Genomic DNA, 17,122 nt, shown 5'->3' on the forward strand with positions numbered 1-17,122 from the left:
CCGCCTTGAGCAACAGATGCCCTTGGCGTACTTCCTCGCCCTCCTTGCGCACATGCTCGCCGACGCTTACCGGCGGGCACCAGACTTGCGCGCCCTCGACCCGGCAACGTTCTTGCGGCACCACGGTATCGGCTCCCGGTGGCAATGGCGCTCCGGTAAAAATCCTCACCGCCTGTTGCGGCAACAATGGCGAGCTGTCGCTGGCCCCTGCGGCAATCCGTCCAACCACCGACAGATAACCGCCCGCCAGTGGCAGGTCAGACGCCCTGAGGGCATAACCGTCCATGGCACTGTTGTCCCAGGCCGGCAGGTTTACCGGGGAATGGATGTCACTTGCCAGCACCCGCCCCAAGGCTTGATCCAGGGGGATCTTTTGTATCGGTGGCGGCGGTCGTACCTGGCTCAGCAGTCGGCTGATGGCCTCGTCCACGGGCATCAAGTTGCCGCTGTCGCACACCGGGCCGGTCATGAGCGTGCCTCGCAGGCGTCAATCACCTGCTGCCCCTGCGGCTTCAAATGCGGAGCGAAATTACACGGGCCGGTGCGACTGTCCAGTTGCTCGAGCAGGATCTTGTCCCAGGCAGTTCGGCACGCGCCCGGTGAACCCGGTACGCAGCACACCAGCACCCCATTGCTCATCCCGGCCAACGCCCGTGACTGCAGACTGGACATGCCGATTTCCGCCAGAGACACCTGACGAAACAGTTCACCGAAGCCTTCCACATGTTTATCCAGCAAGGGCAGGACCGCTTGCGGCGTGTTGTCGCGAGGGGTGAATCCGGTGCCGCCGGTCATCAGCACCACTTGCACCTTGGGGTCGGCGATCCAGTGGGAGAGTTTGGCGCGGATCTGATAAATGTCGTCCTTGACCAGATCACGGTCGATCAACACATGCCCGGCCGTTTGCAACAAATCCGTCAGCGTCTGTCCCGAGGTGTCGGTCTCAAAGGTTCGCGTATCGCTGATGGTCAGTACGGCGATGTTCAGCGGTTGAAACGTGCGTTGCGCCAGATGGGCCATATCCAAGCCTTCCCGTAGATGAGGGTATGGCCCAGCCTGAACCGGAATTCTGATCGAGCCTATTCCTCCAAGGAGGTACCTCGACAGGGCAAAGGGTCAGTGCCGGCCAGCCAGGCACCCGGACGATCTTTTGGGCTCAAGGCGCCAAACGACTTCGTTGCCACACGCCATTCTGCAAGCGGTAGTCGAGACGATCATGCAGGCGATCAGCACGCCCCTGCCAGAACTCCAGCCGTTCAGGATGCAGGCAGTAACCACCCCAATGCTCGGGTCGCGGCAACGTCTGGCCGACGAAGTGCTGTTCGGTTTCTGCCAATAAGGATTCGAGCGCTGCGCGACTCGCCACTGGACGGCTTTGCGGCGAAGCCCAGGCACCCAAACGGCTGGCCAGGGGGCGGGAGTCGAAGTAAGCATCCGAGAGCTGCGAGGCGAGCCTGGACACCTGACCTTCAATCCGAACCTGACGTTCCAGACCGGGCCAGAAAAAGGTTATGGCGGCATAGGGATTGCTCGCCAGCTGCAACCCCTTGTCACTCTGGTAATGGCCGAAAAAAGTGAAACCTTCATCGCTGAAGCCCTTGAGCAGCAGAATTCGGCAGTGTGGTCGCCCCGCGCTGTCAACCGTCGCCAAGGCCATGCTATTGGCCTCGACGGGGGCACTCTCGGTCTCGCGAGCTTGCTGCATCCACTGCCGGAACATGACCAGAGGGTCGTCCATCGCCAGATCGTCTTGCAAGCCATCAAGGGTGTAACTACGGCGCATTTCAGCCAGGGAAAGGGGCATGGTGGTGATCTCCAGAAGGTTATGCGCAGTGTGCGAGTCACTCCGCGACACAACCTTGACCACCATCAACACTGAGCAACGACACCCGACAGCCCTCCCTCACTTGAGCCGCAAACGCCGGGCCAGTTTGTGCAGGTTGCTGGGATCGACCTCCAGAAGCCGTGCGGCACTGGCCCAGTTTTCCCCGGAAAGACTCAGGGCGTGAAGAATTTTTTGCCGCTGGTAATCGTCGACGGCTTCACCCAAGGGCTGAAACGGCAAGCCAGGCGCAACGTTCAGCGGCAGCTCGGCAACCGCGCCCTGTGACCCCACCGCGCTGTCGAGATCCAGTATCTCGGGCTCCAGCGTCATGATCAGGTTGCGACTGGTGCCGCGGCTTAACTGCTTCAACGCGGCTCGACTGATCACATGTTCCAGTTCACGCACATTGCCTGGCCAGGCATAGCCCAGTAGCGCTCGCTCGGCCGCCGGCGACAGACGCAAACCGCGCAGGCCAAGTCGCGCCCGATTGAGTTCAAGGAAATGCCCGGCCAGCATCAACACATCGCTACCGCGTTCGCGCAGGGCCGGAATAGGCACTGGGTACACCGAGAGACGGTGATACAGATCGGCACGAAACAAGCCGTCGCGAATGCTGTCCGGCAAATGTCGGTTAGTCGCGGCGATGATCCGTACATCGACATGCAGCGGCTTGTCGGCGCCCAGCCTTTGGATCTCGCCGTTTTGTAACGTGCGCAGCAATTTGGCTTGCACGCTCAATGGCAACTCACCGACCTCGTCGAGAAACAGCGTGCCGCCGTTGGCCGCATCAAAACGCCCGGCACGATCGCTGGTCGCCCCGGAAAACGCTCCTTTGACATGCCCGAACAACTCGCTCTCCGCCAGCGATTCCGGCAAGGCGGCGCAATTGACATGCACCAGAGGCTTGTGACGCCGGCGTGAAAGGCGGTGCAAACGCCGGGCGAACAGCTCTTTACCGACCCCGGTTTCGCCCAGCAGCAATACCGGCAGTTCAGAATCGGCCAACACCTCCAGCTCATTAAGCAACTGGCGCAACACGTCGCTCTGACCGAGGATTTCGCCTTCCTCAGCGGGCATCCGCACGTCCTGAGTATCGCTGCGGGACAAGCGCAAGCTGCGGTTTTCCTGCTCGAGCCGGGTTACCCGCACAGCGGCCTCGATCTGCAACGTACAGCGTTTGAGCTCCTCCCGCGCGTGGCTGTCGAAGGTCCCGGCATGCAGCGCATCGAGTGTGATCGCGCCCCATATCCGCCCTTCCACATACAGACTCACGCCCATGCAGTCATGCACCGGCAACGGTTCGCCGACATGGCCGTCGAGCAAGCCGTCATAGGGGTCCGGCAGGCGGCTGTCGGGCTCGAACCACGTGGGCTCGCGTGAGGCCATAATCGCCGCCAGTCGAGGATGCTGGGCGATGACAAACCGGCGCCCCAGCGCTTCGTGAACCAGTCCTACCGTCGCGACTGGCCTCAGGCTGTCATCATCCAGACGCAGCAACCCCACGGCGCCACTGTGGAAGTACTCGCGCAGGGTGTGGACAAGCCGTTGCAAACGCACGGCATTCGGCAGCTCGACGATCAAGTCAGCAGCCAGGCTTTCACGGAGCATGGTAATAATCACCCTTTATGGTTGTGTTCACCCTAGGCCGTCAGGGTACTTATCACCACAACAAAAAATTAATCGAGTATTTTCAATACGTTAACTATGGCATGCCGGATGCAAAAGGATTGGGGAACCTGTGAAACCTAAAAGGAAACCCGATGAGCCTGACCCTTCTGGACCAAAGTCTCGGCCAACTGGCCTGCGACATTCCCGGCGCCACCCGGACTTTTCACGCCTTCAATCTGGACTTCTGTTGCGGCGGGCAAAAAAGCCTGCGTGAAGCAGCCCTTGGTAAAGGCCTCGATCCCCTGCTGATTGCCGACGCGCTCTACGCCTTGCAAGACGCCGGTGAAACCCAGCACGACTGGCGCAACGAACCCGAGGAACTGTTGATCGCCCATATCCTGGCGCGCTACCACGCCCGCCACCGCGAGCAACTGCCGGAACTGATCCGCCTGGCCCGCCGTGTCGAGCAGGTCCATGGCGCACGCAGCAACTGCCCCAATGGCCTGGCCGACCACCTGCGGGACATGCAGCAAGAACTCGAGGGCCACATGCTCAAGGAAGAACAAGTGCTCTTCCCGATGCTGCAACAGGGAATGGGTCCCCGGGCCGCACCGCCGATCCAGGTGCTGCGCTTTGAACATGATCAACACGGTGAAGCCCTGGAAAAAATGCTCGCCCTGACCGACAACATCACGCCACCTGCCGATGCCTGCAACACTTGGCGCGCCCTTTATCGCGGGCTACTGGAATTTCGAGACGACCTGATGCAGCACATCCATCTGGAAAACAACGTGCTGTTCGTCAAGGCCCTGAACCCTCGCCATTGATCACTTACCGGCACTATAAAACCCGCGCCAGCCAACCGGTTGGCGCGGGTTTTTTCTGGGCCGGATGAAGCTACGATGATGAGATGATCAACCGTGCCAATAGAACATGGCCTTGGCCAGGATCACGATCAACAGCATGTGTCCCAGAATGCTGCGGCGAATCCAGTTGGCGCGGACCGACGTCATCCGTGCGCTTTTCAGCCAATACGCCAGCAGCAAGTAATGCCCGATGATGCTCAAGGCCAGAACGATCTTCAGGCTCAATAGCGTGCCAAAACTGCTGGCCAGCGGCTGATTCAATACACCACGGTGCTGCCACGCCAGCCCGATGCCGGCGCCATACAACAGCAACACCACCCCATGCAGCACTTTGCGCGAGCGCACCGCAATCGCTTGATCCGCCGTCAGTTGCCCGCCGCTCGCCAACTGTTGGCGGGCGGAATGCCAGATGAACACCTCGAAAAACAGCGTGCCGATAAAGGCGATGGCCGCCAGCAAGTGAGTGACCAGCAAAAAGGGATACATCAGCGGTAGCCTCCGTCAGTTCGTCTGCTCATCCTGGATGGCCATCAACCCGGGTCCGCAGCAGCATTGGCCCATAGCGCCAGGCGTAGAGCGCAAACGCCAACGCCCAGCACAGCCCCGCCAGCCATAACGCCCCCAACGGAAACAACAGCACCAGCGCCACCCGGCTCAGACATGCCAGGTTCAGCAAAATAAACGCCAGGGTCATGCCTGACGGCGGCTCCAGCGCACGACCGGTATGCCCCAGAGTGACCCGCGCGATCATCGCCAGAATCAAGCCGCCCATGGCACCTATCGTCAGGCAATGCACCGCCAGGCTCGGGTTCACCGGCACACCGAAATGCCACAGCGCCATGCCCACACAGGCCACCGCCAACCAGCCATAAGCCAGGTGCAGTGACCAGAGCAGCGGCACGCGCCAGAGCGCCCGATCATGCCAGCGAACCAGACGCAGCAAATGCCCCGCCGCCAACACAGCAAACAGCAGGCCGACCCAGACATTGGGGTTAAGCGCAGGTCCGGCTGCATACAACAGCGCCACCAACGGTGAGCCCACCAACAGCAAGCGATCAAGCCAGGGCCAGGCGGCAACAGCATTGACCCGGCCGAGGCCGCGCTGGGTGAAAAACGGAATGATCCGTCCACCGATCAAACCCATCATCGCCGCCACCAGCCAGATGCCCGTCAGAACGCCTTGACGCTGCCAGCCTTCATGGCCGTCAACCAGGCCGAACACGGACAACCCGTCAGCCGCGGTCAACAGCAGCAACACAAACACAATCGGGTAGTTACGTTTCTGCCGCACCTTCCACAGGGTGAAGCCCATCAGTGCCGCCACCGCCAGCGGGAACGCCAACTCCAGAACCGCGAGCAGTGGCCACGGCACATTCGCCAACCAGGCCAGTCGTGCGAACAACCACAGCAGCGCCAGAGCCGCCAGCGGCCTGCCGCTGATGCCAGGACGACCGGTCCAGGTCTGCACGGCGGTCAGCAGAAAACCGGCGATAATTGCCAGCGCAAAGCCGAACAGCAGCTCATGCCGATGCCAGGCCAGCCAACCGCCTGCTGGCTGCCAACTGGATATCGCGCCGCTCAAGGCCGCCAGCCAGAGCGGTATGGCCAGCAACGCCAGAAGACAGCCCGCCAGGAAAAATGGCCTGAAGGCCAGGCGTAACAGCGGCACAATTGCCATCGCTGTACGGCGGTCAAGTACTTGCATAAAGCCACTCCTCTACCTTGTTACCGGCGGGTAAATCCCAGTCCTATCATCGGGTATTAGCGATGAGCGGCACTTGTCACATATCAAGCGTGCAAACTGTCAAAGGTCAGATTGACCGTTTGTAGTCGAATACGGGTTTGCAAAGGGCGTGCCCTAATGCCAATCAGGACCTAGCACCCCCGCCTATCGCGAGCGGGGCAAGCGCTCTCGCCATGACAACTGATTCGCGCAGGGTAAAATTGACCATTTAATGGTTTTTTAAACCATAAGGCGCAGGGTATTTTTAACCTTATCCTTTGATACCCGCAGTAAACATGGGCCTCCGGGCATGGCCCGCGTCTTGCTCATGCATGAGCACTTTCAATGAAACTTTCCCCCTCGATTACCCGGAGTCGTCATGAAAAAAGTCATTCAGCCACTGGCATGGTTTGTGGTTTTGACCTCAATCGTGGCCTTGGCCAGCGGTGTCTCTCTCGGCCTCGTTTGACGTGATAGCCGTTCCCCTCCTCAACCTTCAGGATGAATTTTTATGGTGCTTCATCGCGTCCATCACCAGATTCTGCGCAGTCATCATTTGTTCGAGCCGTTGAATGAAGAACAGCTGGATGAACTGATGAGTACCAGCCACCTACTGAGCATCGACAAAGGCGAACCGCTGTTTCGTCAGGGCGAGCGGGCCGACGCGTTCTATTTCGTGATTGCCGGAGCAGTGAAAATCTATCGCCTGACGCCTGATGGGCAAGAGAAGGTGTTTGAGGTCATCGGTGAGCGGCAAACCTTTGCCGAGGCGATGATGCTGATGGACACACCCAACTATGTGGCGTCTGCCGAAGCGATCTGTCCCACTCAGCTCTACCGCTTATCCAACAGCACCTACATGCGCCTGCTGCAGAGCAATAGTCGCCTGACCTTTGCCCTGCTCGGCAAGCTGTGTGTGCGCCTGCACCAGCGGGTCAACGAGATCGAAACCCTGTCGCTGAGAAATGCGACCCACCGGGTCGTGCGGTATCTGCTGACGCAACTGATGCGCCTGCAAACCATTGACAGCCAATTCGAACTGCCTATGGCCAAGCAGCTGATTGCCGGGCATCTCTCCATCCAGCCGGAGACGTTTTCGCGAATCATCCGGCGCTTGATCGATGAAAAAATCATCACCCAAGACGGTCGCCAGATCGAGATTCTTGATCGTCTGCGCCTGGAACAATTCGAGTGAGTATCATGCCCACCTGTTTGTATTGCCAACACGCCAACCCCTCACAGGAATCCGAATGCCAACAATGCGGCATGCCTCTGCCAGCGCTGGCCGAACACGAAGGAGAACGTCGGCAACGCCGATTCTTGTGGTTCTGCATCGGTCTGACGATCTTTTGCGTGACGATGTTTTTCTGGCTACCGCGCAGCATCCACTGATGCGGCAGCCACACTGGTTAAGGCTGAGTCAGTTGGCGATATAACTGCGGCAAGCGCAGGGGCAATTGCTCGGGCTGACGAATCAAGGTGTAGCCATTGGCACCGAACATATAAGGCAGGTAATCACCGGCCTCGCGGTCAATGGTGATACAGAATGGCGTCAATCCCTGACGCCGCGCCTCCAGCACCGCCTCGCGGGTGTCTTCAACACCGTAGCGTCCCTCATAGAGATCCAGGTCGTTGGGCTTGCCGTCCGTCAGCAGCAACAGCAGTTTGCGTCGCCGTTTGCAGCCACCCAGTATCTGCGTGGCCTGGCGAATGGCGGCGCCCATGCGCGTGTAATACCCCGGTTTGAGCCCTTGAATGCGGCCTCGGGTGTTGTCGTCATAACGCTGGGTAAACGATTTGAGTTCCTGCATGCGCACTTGCTGGCGACGAAGCGAGGAAAACCCGTACAGGGCGAAATCGTCACCCAGCACCGACAGTGTTTCGCCGAACAGCAGCAGGCTGTCCCTGATCACATCGATCACTCGATGCTCATCGTTCAGGTGGGCGTCGGTGGACATTGATACATCCGCCAGCAGCAGGCACGCCAGGTCGCGACGCGTCTGGCGTTGCTCCCTGTACAGACCCCGCTCGGCGCACAGACCCTGCTGGCGCTCCACATGAAAATCCAGCCAGGCCTGCATGTCCAGCTCAGACCCCTGGGGCTGCTGGCGTAACCATTGGCGGTCATTGCGCAGGTGTTCGAACTGACGCCGCAGACGGTGCGCCGATGTCTTTAGCCGTGACGGTAACGGCTGCGCCAGGCAATCGCGCGGCAGCATCATTTGCAGATTGACGAAACCGTCCTGCATCTGCTGCTTGCGATAGTCCCACTCAGGCAACTTGATGCCCTCGCCCAGCGGGATATCGTCGACATCGGCCGGCGGCAAATCCAGGTGCAGCTTCAGGCCGCCGCCCTTGCGCAGACGCGTATGCGACAGGGTCAATTCGTCCAGGTCATCGGCGACCCGGGCGGCGTCCGGGTCTTCGCTGTCGTCCGACCAACGATCCAGATCCACGTGTTCGGTCCAGCTGAACAGGTTCTCCAGACGCACCACCAACAGCCCGCCTTTGCTAGTGCTCTCATCAATCCGCTTGGCGCGCTTGCGTCCACCTTTCTGCTCGCCGGGAGGCGTAGCCAAATACTCTTCCGACTCTTCGCTCAGGTCCGCAGCCTGCGGGCTTGCCAGGTCCTGCGGTGGGTATAGCCACAACGGCAGTGGCCAGGCCGCCCGTTCGCTACGGGGAAAATGCTCGACACTGCCCGGCTCGCGCAACGCCTGGCATAGCGCCCGTTCCAGTGCCGCTTCGCCAGCGCTCAACGATGCTGGATCCGGGCGCAATTGCAGATGCGCATCGACCAGGCGTTTATAGCGAGAACGCAATACGGGGTAGCGCTGTAGCAGCATTTGCGTCCAGCGTTGATTGTCCCGCCCCCAGTGGCGCATCTGACCGGCCTGTGCCGCCAGCAGCGCCAGCCACCGATACAGTTCCTCATTCAATGCGACCTCCGGGAAGACCGCGAGGCTCGACGGCAAACGAAGGTTATTCTCGTCGCACCAGGCCAATGGCACTTGTTTGCAGGTACCGGCGATCTGCTGCAACACGTTGCGGCGCAGCAAAAGATCGCGGTCACTGGCGGCTTCCACACCAATGCCACTGGCGCCGCCCATGGCGCGAAACAACAGCGCCAGCGGTCGTTGCTGGCCGGCCAGTTCGACCCGCGCTTCCGGGAAATCCGGGCTGGCACGCCGCGTGATAAAGCGATGCCAGACACTGCCTACCCACTCTTCCAGTTCGACGGTAAAGGCCATGGTTTATTGCCCTGTCTGAAAACCAAAAACGGCCCGCTGTATCAGCCGGGCCGACTTTTCCAGCCGTTTCACCGGCTCATGAAGGGACAACAGCGGCTGGGGCGCGCAAGGCTGCGCGGCTACGCTGCTTGAAGCTGAACAGATAGCAAAGCAGTCCGGCAAAGAACCCCAAACCACTGGCCAGACGGGCCCAGAACAGCACGGTCAAATGTTCGACCGTGGCCATGAATGGCAACGCGACCCCATCAACCGGCCAGCGTTGCAGGTAGATCTGGACGGCACCGGCAGCGGTGAGCAACAGCGTGATCATCACCATCGACAGGGTCATCAACCAGAAGCCCCAGATCTCGAGGGTCTGCGAGCGCTCGTCCGCTGCTTCACCGAGCCCGCGCAAACGTGGCATGGCGTAGCTGATCAAGGTCATCACGATCATTGCGTAAGCACCGTAGAAGGCCAGGTGAGCGTGAGCCGCCGTCAACTGCGAACCATGGGTGTAGAAGTTGACCGGTGCCAGGGTATGCAGAAACCCCCAGACGCCGGCACCGAAGAAGGCTGTCACCGTGGTGCCCTTGGCCCACAACGTGGCGGCGCGGTTCGGGTGTTGCCGACGACGCTTTTTCACCATGCTGAAGGCGAATATCACCATAGCCAGGAACGGTAGCGGCTCCAGTGCCGAGAAGATTGAGCCGACCCACAACCAGACCTCGGGTGCACCGATCCAGAAGAAGTGGTGACCGGTGCCGATGATCCCGGTAATCAGCGCCATGGCGATAATCACGTAGAGCCATTTCTCGACCACTTCCCGGTCCACACCGGTGATCTTGATCAACACGAAGGCCAGCATCGAGCCCATGATCAGCTCCCACACGCCTTCCACCCAAAGATGCACCACCCACCACCAGTAAAACTTGTCACGGGCCAGGTTGCCGGGGTTGTAGAAGGAGAACAGGAAGAACACCGCGAGCCCGATCAGCCCGGTCATCATGACCATGCTGATGGTGGTCTTGCGACCTTTTAGCAGGGTCATACCGATGTTGTAGAGAAAGCCCAGACACACCACCACAATCCCCATTTTGGTGATGGTCGGCTGCTCCAGAAACTCCCGGCCCATGGTTGGCAGCAGCTCGTTGTGAGTCAGCCTGGCCAGGCCCGCATAGGGCACCAGCAGATAGCCCATAATCGTCAGTACGCCAGCGGCGGCGAATACCCAAAACAGAATGATCGCCAGTTTCGGACTGTGCAGTTCGCGGTCGGCTTCTTCCGGGATCAGGTAGTAGGCAGCGCCCATGAAGCCGAACAGCAGCCAGACAATCAGCAGGTTAGTGTGCACCATCCGCGCCACGTTGAAGGGGATGACCGGGAACAGAAAGTCCCCCACCACGTATTGCAGACCCATGATCAAACCGAACACCACCTGACCGAGAAACAGGATCAGGGCAAACACGAAGTACGGTTTGGCAACGGCTTGCGAGGCGAATTTCAGATGTGGATTAGGAATACTCATCTCTCAGCCCTCCTTGTTTGGCGGCCAGCCATTGGTGTTGATTTTCGAGCTCCACTTGAGGAACTCCGCGATGTCGTCCACCTCCTGATTGCTCAGGTTGAACTGAGGCATTGCTCGCCGACCTGGCACGCCTAGCGGCTGTAGCTTCATCCAGGCATGCAGAAAGGGTTTGAAACCCTCCTCCCCGCCGCGCCGCTGGAACACGTTACCCAGTTCAGGCGCGAAGTAAGCGCCCTCGCCCAGTAGCGTGTGGCAGCCGATGCAGTTGTTTTGCTCCCAAACCAACTTGCCGCGCACCACTGACTCGGTTAACTGCGCTTCATTGCTGCGGACTGGAAAGGTCTGTTCGGTGTGATAGGTCAAGGCCAGGAATATCAGGAAGAAGAAAATGCTTCCCCCGAAGTAGATATTCCTGGCCATGCCTTTAGTGAAGGTCTCTGACATAGCCGCTTCCTCTTTGCTTGGCCTGTCCATGATAGGAAGCGAAGGGCTGAAACCTGCTTGATGGCGATCAAGAAAGTCAGATGGTTTTGGTCGGGTATCCACATCAAAAAGTCGCTCGACTTAGTATGTTGTCCCTGGCAGGTCGAGGGTGGGTCCATGTGCTATTTACAGTTAAGTGGTTGAAATATAAGCGCAAAGTTTTAGAAATTTGTAGATACCGTCTTGACCTTCAATGAGCAAGCGCCAGTTTTGAGTCAAACGGCTTCCCTGACTTAAGCACGCCATAAACGATATGAAGCAGCTTACGCATCGCCGCGCAGCGGAGATCAGCTCTTCGGTCGATACCAGTGGCCGTCCGATAGAGCTGAATCGGGAATAATCCCACCAGACATTTAGCTTTAATTGACTGACCAAGGGCACTGGAACAGGTTTTTTTCCTACCAGAACTGCCCACGCACGTACCTATTCATTGCTGCTTGATTAGCCTTTAAGCATCCGACGTGAAACTCAACAGTTACTTTCCCCGTACTCTCCTTGCACGCCTTAATTTTGGCGATTAGTGCGTGGCGATTACTCTCGTACCATTCAATCGTTTTAAGATTCTCAGGAGTATCTCTTGCAGCAGCCAAGTTCTTTTCTTCTTCAAGTTTCCTTAGATTCATACTCGTAGTGTAAAATGCAGATCGTGCGTTAGTACACCGCGTGTAGTGCGGCATAGGATTGTACTTTGTTGGGTGGTCGCAGCGACTTAGGGTTCGATGTATCTCGGATGGATTGTCGACAAACCATTCAACCGTAGGTGCTTTTTCGTCCCCGCATCCGACCAATATAAAAGAGAAAATCAGTACAACAGAGAGTCTTGCACTCATACCTGTAAGTTTTGACAAGTACATTGGCTGGAGTGTTCTGGATTTGCTCATGCCGATCTTCGCTCTTAAAAACGGCGACTTTGGCAAGCCAACCCAGCTAAAAATGCAGGAGAGCTCAACTTTTGATGTAGGATAAATCCGAATTTTTTCTGCGGCCCTGTACACCTGCTTTTAAACCCTATTCATCGGCCTCGGCGTCTGGCGCCACAACCACAACAAACGCGCCGCCATCATCCCTACCCGCTTCAACCGCCAACGCCGCGAAATGACGCTGTGGGGCACCCCCAACTACCTAACCGAATGGGAAGTCCGCCGCTTCAAGGAAAAGGGCCAACAGGCGTTGCCCGAGGCAATGCGTCGATGGTCGGAACCGTTGCTTTTTCAGGTTGGTTAAGCGACCGACACCAGGGTCAGCCCGACCCCAGTCGCCAGAACCACTGCCCAGCTCAACATCAACCTGCGCCACAGTCGCGGCGCATGGCGCATTTCCATAAAGCCGTCGGCGATCAGCCAGGCCTTGCCGACGGCAACCAGCAAGATGGCAATGGACAGCGGCAGAGTCGCACCAGCATGCCCCAGCACCACGGTGCACACGCTTAAGGCAGCCAGCGCTGCCCAGCAGACGACCAGAACCCTGGAAGCAGCCATGAGAACCTCGTCAGTTCAGAACGTAGACCAGCGGAAACAGCACGACCCAGATCAGATCGACCATGTGCCAATACAGCACGCCGGATTCAAACCCGCTACGGTTGTTGGCGTCGTACAGGCCACGGCGGCAACGCTCGGCGAGCCATCCGAGAATCAGCATGCCGAGTAATACATGAAGGAAATGAAACCCGGTGAGGATCCAGTACAGGGTGAAAAACGTGTTGTGCTCCATGCCCAGCCCAGAGGCCAGCAAATGCCGGTACTCAGTGAGCTTCAACACCACGTAGACACTGGCAGCCAGCAAGGCCGCCAGCAGAAATGAGGCACCGTGACGGGCCCGCGATCGCCTGATCTGCTCCTGAGCCAGCGCAGCAAATAGCCCGGCAGTAAGCAGGCTCAACGTCATCGCCAATCCAGTCGAGCTGTTGAGCAACTGGCGGCTTTCGCTAAACACCTGGGGTTTCAGTGTCTGGGTCACCGCGAACGTGAGGATCAGGATCGCGAACACCGAGAGCTCGGCGAGGATGAAAAACCACATCGCCAGATCACCCGGTAAATGTCCCTGAGACGCGGTAGCGGTTTCAGGCGAAGTGGACATCAACCACGTCCATCAGCGCTGCAACGGTCAGCGGATCATCGCTCAGCGGCTCAGCCAGACAGGCCATGCACGCCTCACGCGGGCTCATGCCGGAATGGATCATTCTTGCCGTGAAAATCAGCAACCGCGTGGATGCAACTTCTTCCAGATCATGTTGATCCAGCCGCCGCAGGGCCTGTCCCAACCTGACCACCTGCGCCGCCAGCGCGACGTCCACCTGGGCCTCTCTAGCGACAATGCGCTCTTCATCGGCCACCGGCGGATAGCCAAAGCGCATCGCCACGAAGCGCTGTCGCGTGCTGGGTTTCATGCCTTTGAGCAGGTTCTGGTAACCGGGGTTGTAAGACACCACCAGCATGAAGGACGGCGGCGCCTGCAGAACCTCCCCGGTGCGCTCCAGGAACAGCTCTCGACGATCATCGGCCAGCGGATGCAGGACCACCACCGTGTCCTGGCGCGCCTCGACCACTTCGTCGAGGTAACAGATGCCGCCTTCACGCACCGCGCGGGTCAGCGGCCCATCCTGCCACCAGGTGCCCTGGGCACCAATCAAATGACGGCCGATCAGGTCGGCAGCGCTCAGGTCGTCGTGGCACGCTACGGTGTACAGCGGCAGTTTCAGCCGATGGGCCATGTGCTGGACAAACCGGGTCTTGCCGCAGCCCGTGGGGCCTTTGATCAGGACCGGCATGCCATGTCGCCAGGCTTGCTCGAACAATGCCTCTTCATTGCTCAGCGGTTGGTAGAAGGGTTCGGCCTTGTGTTCGAAAGAATGCGTACGGTCCACGGGCACCTCATGCAAGAGCAGGACTCAACAGCGAGTTTGAGGACCACGCTACGGGTGCCCACGACAACCTGGCAAGCGACATGGCCGACAAACTTGATCGCCGTCAAACGGTGCGTGAAAACTGCCCTTTTTGCTCGCCCCCGAGATAGGCGTCAAACGCCATAGCGGCACTGCGCATCATCAAATGCCCTCGCGGCAACAGCACCAACGCGTCCTCGTGAATCTGCAGCAGCCCATCGCTGACATGCTCGTCCAGCTGCGCCAGTGCATCGGCAAAGTACTCGGTAAAGCGGATGCCATGCTGCGTTTCGAATTTTTCGAAACTGATCCGTCCGTGACACATCAGATCGCTGATCAGCTCGCGACGCAGCACGTCATCGGCGCTCAACCTGTAGCCACGATGCACTGGCAATAGCCCTTGATCCAGACGCGCGTAGTACTGGGAAAGCTCCTTGACGCTCTGGCTGTAGCTATCACCGACCTTGCCAATAGCGGATACGCCAAGGCCGATCAAATCGCAGTCGGCATGGGTTGAATAGCCCTGAAAATTGCGTTGCAGGGTGCCGTTTGCGCGGGCTAACGCCAGCTCATCTTCCGGCAAGGCGAAATGATCCATGCCGATATAGACATAACCGGCCTCGGTCAGACGGCGGATGGTCAGTTCAAGCAACTCCAGCTTGCGCTCGGGTGGCGGCATGTCCGCCAGGCGAATCAGCCGTTGCGCGCGCACCAGTTCCGGCAGATGGGCATAGCTGTAGGCGGCAATCCGGTCCGGACGCAGTGCGATGATCTTGCCAAGGGTGACATCGAAACTCTTTACGGTTTGCAACGGCAGGCCGTAAATCAGGTCGACACTGACCGACTTGAATCGGGCCTGACGAGCGGCCGCGACCAGCGCGTAAATCTGTTCTTCGCTTTGCTGACGATTAACCGCGGCTTGCACCTCGGGATCGAAGTCCTGCACGCCGAAGCTCAGGCGATTGAAGCCCAACTGGCGCAGCGATTGAATCTGCTCGGTGCTGATGGTGCGCGGGTCGACTTCAATAGAGAACTCGTGATCATCGCTGTCATCCATATCAAATGCTTGATGCAGGCAGTCCATCAGGTCGGCCAGTTGCTCGCCGGTCAAGTAAGTCGGCGTGCCACCGCCCAGGTGCAGTTGCGTGAGTTTGCGGGTGCTGTCGAACAAGGCCGCCTGCATGGCGATTTCACGTTTGAGGTACGTCAGGTACTCGACGGCGCGATGCGTTTTCTGGGTAATGATTTTATTGCAGGCACAGTAGTAGCAAAGGCTCTTGCAAAACGGAATGTGGATATACACCGACAGCGACTTGGGAACGGCCGCCTGATTACTGTCCCGGGCGGCACGCTGGTAATCGTCGACAGCAAACGCCTGATGGAACTGTGGCGCGGTGGGATAAGAGGTGTAGCGCGGCCCTGGGCGATCATACTTTTCGACCAGTGCTCGATTGAAATCAAACGCAGAATTCATGATCAATCAACTCTCAGTTGGGTTAATGCCTTGCATCGCCCAAATCCTTTTCAAACAGGTTGCAGATGGCATCCACTTCCGGCCGACCGGCAGGAAGAATGCAAATAAAACGGTCCGACAGCTCAATCAACCCATCCCGACTCAATTGCTCCAGCAAAGGCCAGGCGGATGAAAAATACTGGCGAAAAATCAGCCCATAACGCGTTTCGATGGCATGGATATGCAGTTCAAGGTCACACGCCAGGCGCTCCATGACCATTTGTCGAACCTGATCACCGGCCTCACAACGCCAGCCGCGACAGGTTGCCAGCTGACCCCGGTCCAGTTGTCGCTGGTAGTGCTGCAGATCGTCAGTGTTTTGCGCGTACAACTCGTCGATCTGGCTGATGGCGCTGATCCCGAAGCCGACGTGATCGCAATAGCCGTGGCTGGTAAAGCCCTGACAGTTACGGCGTAACCGGCCTCTTTCCTGCGCGAACGCCAGATCATCGTCGGGCCTGACAAATTGCCCCAGGCCGATGTAGTGATAGCCCGCGGCACTCAGCTGCTCAAAACATATCTGGCGCATCGCACTTTTATCGTCCTGGCTGCACAGCGCTCTGACGTTGTCCCCGATCATCGACCGGTAGCGTTGTGGCGGCTGGGCATAGTCGAACACCTGCAGCCTGTCCGGCTCCAGCGTGATAATGGTCGCCAGCTTCAGCGCGAAGCTGTCCGGCGTCTGCCATGCATGGCCATAACCGAGATCAACATTGACGGATCGGTAGCCGAAGGTGCGCGCAGCATCGATAAGCGACTGGATCGGGGCCGGGTTCTGGTAGCAGGCAACTGACATTTCACTGTCGGCACCCATGTCCGGAACACCGATACTCACGTGATTGAAGCCCTGATCGCGTAGCAATCCCATGGTCGCCCAGTCAGTATGGTGAAGATCCACCTCAATGCTGTAGTCGCCGCAATCATGGTCGAGAAAGTTAAACCTGTTGCGCAGATGCCTCATCAGGCGCTGCACATCGGCAATCGCGGGTGTACCGCCGGCCAGATGAAACTGCTCGACCCGCTGCTCGGCACCCAAGTGGCAACCGACCAGATCGATCTCGTGCTCCAGACGCTGAAGGTACTGTTCGATACTGCTGCGCTCACACGCGATATCGCGCGGGGAGCACAGCGAAGGCTTCAGGTTGGAGGGTAACTGCACATTCAGGGACAGCGGGCGTTGCTTCTGGCGACTGCCGCGCAATGCACGAAGTAAATCCAGAGAGCCGATACCGCCATGAAATTTTTGGGTGTCTGCATGGCAGTTGAGGTCGAGCACGCCGTGATCGCGCCGAATGATCAGCTCGCTGGGGGTGTGAAACAAATCGAGCATGACGGTCTCCGAGGCTGGCTGCGGGTCGCCAGTGTCAGGGTTTACCGGTCGATGCTCCTTGATTTGTATCAAGCACCTGCCTGTTGTGTAACGTGAAAAGAATGATTACGTGGCCGCAAAGCGAATTCGACCTCTCAC

General features: G+C 58.6%; 17 protein-coding genes and 1 pseudogene. 3 read left to right on the forward strand and 15 right to left on the reverse strand.

Going from position 1 to position 17,122, the window contains the following annotated elements; translation table 11 throughout:
• The 4 genes and pseudogenes from K0F75_RS25530 to norR all read right to left on the reverse strand — a co-directional run.
• Positions 1–469: pseudogene (locus K0F75_RS25530) on the reverse strand (molybdopterin molybdenumtransferase MoeA); the annotation flags it as partial.
• Positions 466–1,020, reverse strand: a complete 555-nt coding sequence (gene moaB / locus K0F75_RS01685) for a molybdenum cofactor biosynthesis protein B (RefSeq protein ID WP_219060026.1) — start codon at positions 1,018–1,020, stop codon at positions 466–468. The pseudogene K0F75_RS25530 and the gene moaB, both read right to left, overlap by 4 nt.
• A gap of 136 nt (positions 1,021–1,156) precedes the next feature.
• On the reverse strand, positions 1,157–1,804 hold the full coding sequence (pdxH, locus tag K0F75_RS01690; protein WP_219060027.1) for a pyridoxamine 5'-phosphate oxidase: 648 nt from the start codon (positions 1,802–1,804) through the stop codon (positions 1,157–1,159).
• A gap of 99 nt (positions 1,805–1,903) precedes the next feature.
• Positions 1,904–3,433, reverse strand: coding sequence for a nitric oxide reductase transcriptional regulator NorR (gene norR, locus K0F75_RS01695; protein ID WP_219060028.1), 1,530 nt, complete (start codon positions 3,431–3,433; stop codon positions 1,904–1,906).
• Between the two features lie 152 nt (positions 3,434–3,585).
• Between norR and ytfE the strand changes: the two genes are divergently transcribed.
• Positions 3,586–4,260, forward strand: a complete 675-nt coding sequence (ytfE, locus tag K0F75_RS01700) for an iron-sulfur cluster repair protein YtfE (RefSeq protein ID WP_219060029.1) — start codon at positions 3,586–3,588, stop codon at positions 4,258–4,260.
• Positions 4,261–4,347: 87 nt separating this feature from the next.
• Here the strand turns inward: ytfE and K0F75_RS01705 are convergent, their stop codons facing one another.
• A complete protein-coding gene (locus tag K0F75_RS01705; protein WP_219060030.1) occupies positions 4,348–4,785 on the reverse strand; it encodes a CopD family copper resistance protein in 438 nt (145 codons plus the stop codon).
• A 28-nt stretch (positions 4,786–4,813) separates the two neighbouring features.
• Positions 4,814–6,004, reverse strand: coding sequence for an NnrS family protein (locus K0F75_RS01710; RefSeq protein ID WP_219060031.1), 1,191 nt, complete (start codon positions 6,002–6,004; stop codon positions 4,814–4,816).
• Between the two features lie 529 nt (positions 6,005–6,533).
• Between K0F75_RS01710 and K0F75_RS01715 the strand changes: the two genes are divergently transcribed.
• Entirely contained in the window at positions 6,534–7,217 is a 684-nt protein-coding gene (locus K0F75_RS01715) for a Crp/Fnr family transcriptional regulator (protein ID WP_219060032.1), read from the forward strand.
• A 5-nt stretch (positions 7,218–7,222) separates the two neighbouring features.
• On the forward strand, positions 7,223–7,414 hold the full coding sequence (locus K0F75_RS25535) for a protein DnrP (protein WP_257604246.1): 192 nt from the start codon (positions 7,223–7,225) through the stop codon (positions 7,412–7,414).
• Positions 7,415–7,431: 17 nt separating this feature from the next.
• On the opposite strand, the gene K0F75_RS01720 is transcribed toward K0F75_RS25535, so the two are convergent.
• From K0F75_RS01720 to K0F75_RS01760, 9 genes are all read right to left on the reverse strand, one after another.
• Positions 7,432–9,273, reverse strand: coding sequence for a nitric oxide reductase activation protein NorD (locus K0F75_RS01720; protein ID WP_219060033.1), 1,842 nt, complete (start codon positions 9,271–9,273; stop codon positions 7,432–7,434).
• 76 nt (positions 9,274–9,349) lie between these two features.
• On the reverse strand, positions 9,350–10,777 hold the full coding sequence (locus tag K0F75_RS01725; protein WP_219060034.1) for a cbb3-type cytochrome c oxidase subunit I: 1,428 nt from the start codon (positions 10,775–10,777) through the stop codon (positions 9,350–9,352).
• Positions 10,778–10,780: 3 nt separating this feature from the next.
• Positions 10,781–11,221 (reverse strand): cytochrome c, encoded by a 441-nt coding sequence (locus K0F75_RS01730; protein WP_219060035.1) that lies wholly within the window; start codon positions 11,219–11,221, stop codon positions 10,781–10,783.
• 437 nt (positions 11,222–11,658) lie between these two features.
• Entirely contained in the window at positions 11,659–12,141 is a 483-nt protein-coding gene (locus K0F75_RS26130) for an EexN family lipoprotein (protein WP_219060036.1), read from the reverse strand.
• A gap of 339 nt (positions 12,142–12,480) precedes the next feature.
• The gene (locus K0F75_RS01740) at positions 12,481–12,738 is read right to left on the reverse strand and encodes a cytochrome C oxidase subunit IV family protein (RefSeq protein WP_219060037.1); all 258 of its coding nucleotides are present in this window, start codon (positions 12,736–12,738) and stop codon (positions 12,481–12,483) included.
• Positions 12,739–12,748: 10 nt separating this feature from the next.
• Positions 12,749–13,336, reverse strand: a complete 588-nt coding sequence (locus K0F75_RS01745; RefSeq protein WP_219060038.1) for a cytochrome c oxidase subunit 3 — start codon at positions 13,334–13,336, stop codon at positions 12,749–12,751.
• Positions 13,320–14,123 (reverse strand): CbbQ/NirQ/NorQ/GpvN family protein, encoded by an 804-nt coding sequence (locus K0F75_RS01750; protein WP_374028586.1) that lies wholly within the window; start codon positions 14,121–14,123, stop codon positions 13,320–13,322. The genes K0F75_RS01745 and K0F75_RS01750 overlap by 17 nt, the downstream gene beginning before the upstream one ends.
• Positions 14,124–14,226: 103 nt before the next feature.
• A complete protein-coding gene (gene hemN, locus K0F75_RS01755) occupies positions 14,227–15,615 on the reverse strand; it encodes an oxygen-independent coproporphyrinogen III oxidase (protein ID WP_219060039.1) in 1,389 nt (462 codons plus the stop codon).
• 22 nt (positions 15,616–15,637) lie between these two features.
• A complete protein-coding gene (locus K0F75_RS01760; RefSeq protein ID WP_219060040.1) occupies positions 15,638–16,984 on the reverse strand; it encodes a coproporphyrinogen III oxidase in 1,347 nt (448 codons plus the stop codon).
• Between the last annotated feature and the right edge of the window lie 138 nt (positions 16,985–17,122).

Origin of the sequence: Pseudomonas sp. UMAB-08 (genome assembly GCF_900095225.1) — a bacterium.
In the GTDB taxonomy this organism is placed as follows: Bacteria; Pseudomonadota; Gammaproteobacteria; order Pseudomonadales; family Pseudomonadaceae; genus Aquipseudomonas.

What these genes read in the sequence shown, in the direction of transcription:
- moaB (WP_219060026.1), bottom strand. Translation starts at nt 1,020, where the DNA reads ATGGCCCATCTGGCGCAACGCACGTTTCAACCGCTGAACATCGCCGTA.
- pdxH (WP_219060027.1), bottom strand. Translation starts at nt 1,804, where the DNA reads ATGCCCCTTTCCCTGGCTGAAATGCGCCGTAGTTACACCCTTGATGGC.
- norR (WP_219060028.1), bottom strand. Translation starts at nt 3,433, where the DNA reads ATGCTCCGTGAAAGCCTGGCTGCTGACTTGATCGTCGAGCTGCCGAAT.
- ytfE (WP_219060029.1), top strand. Translation starts at nt 3,586, where the DNA reads ATGAGCCTGACCCTTCTGGACCAAAGTCTCGGCCAACTGGCCTGCGAC.
- K0F75_RS01705 (WP_219060030.1), bottom strand. Translation starts at nt 4,785, where the DNA reads ATGTATCCCTTTTTGCTGGTCACTCACTTGCTGGCGGCCATCGCCTTT.
- K0F75_RS01710 (WP_219060031.1), bottom strand. Translation starts at nt 6,004, where the DNA reads ATGCAAGTACTTGACCGCCGTACAGCGATGGCAATTGTGCCGCTGTTA.
- K0F75_RS01715 (WP_219060032.1), top strand. Translation starts at nt 6,534, where the DNA reads ATGGTGCTTCATCGCGTCCATCACCAGATTCTGCGCAGTCATCATTTG.
- K0F75_RS25535 (WP_257604246.1), top strand. Translation starts at nt 7,223, where the DNA reads ATGCCCACCTGTTTGTATTGCCAACACGCCAACCCCTCACAGGAATCC.
- K0F75_RS01720 (WP_219060033.1), bottom strand. Translation starts at nt 9,273, where the DNA reads ATGGCCTTTACCGTCGAACTGGAAGAGTGGGTAGGCAGTGTCTGGCAT.
- K0F75_RS01725 (WP_219060034.1), bottom strand. Translation starts at nt 10,777, where the DNA reads ATGAGTATTCCTAATCCACATCTGAAATTCGCCTCGCAAGCCGTTGCC.
- K0F75_RS01730 (WP_219060035.1), bottom strand. Translation starts at nt 11,221, where the DNA reads ATGTCAGAGACCTTCACTAAAGGCATGGCCAGGAATATCTACTTCGGG.
- K0F75_RS26130 (WP_219060036.1), bottom strand. Translation starts at nt 12,141, where the DNA reads ATGAGCAAATCCAGAACACTCCAGCCAATGTACTTGTCAAAACTTACA.
- K0F75_RS01740 (WP_219060037.1), bottom strand. Translation starts at nt 12,738, where the DNA reads ATGGCTGCTTCCAGGGTTCTGGTCGTCTGCTGGGCAGCGCTGGCTGCC.
- K0F75_RS01745 (WP_219060038.1), bottom strand. Translation starts at nt 13,336, where the DNA reads ATGTCCACTTCGCCTGAAACCGCTACCGCGTCTCAGGGACATTTACCG.
- hemN (WP_219060039.1), bottom strand. Translation starts at nt 15,615, where the DNA reads ATGAATTCTGCGTTTGATTTCAATCGAGCACTGGTCGAAAAGTATGAT.
- K0F75_RS01760 (WP_219060040.1), bottom strand. Translation starts at nt 16,984, where the DNA reads ATGCTCGATTTGTTTCACACCCCCAGCGAGCTGATCATTCGGCGCGAT.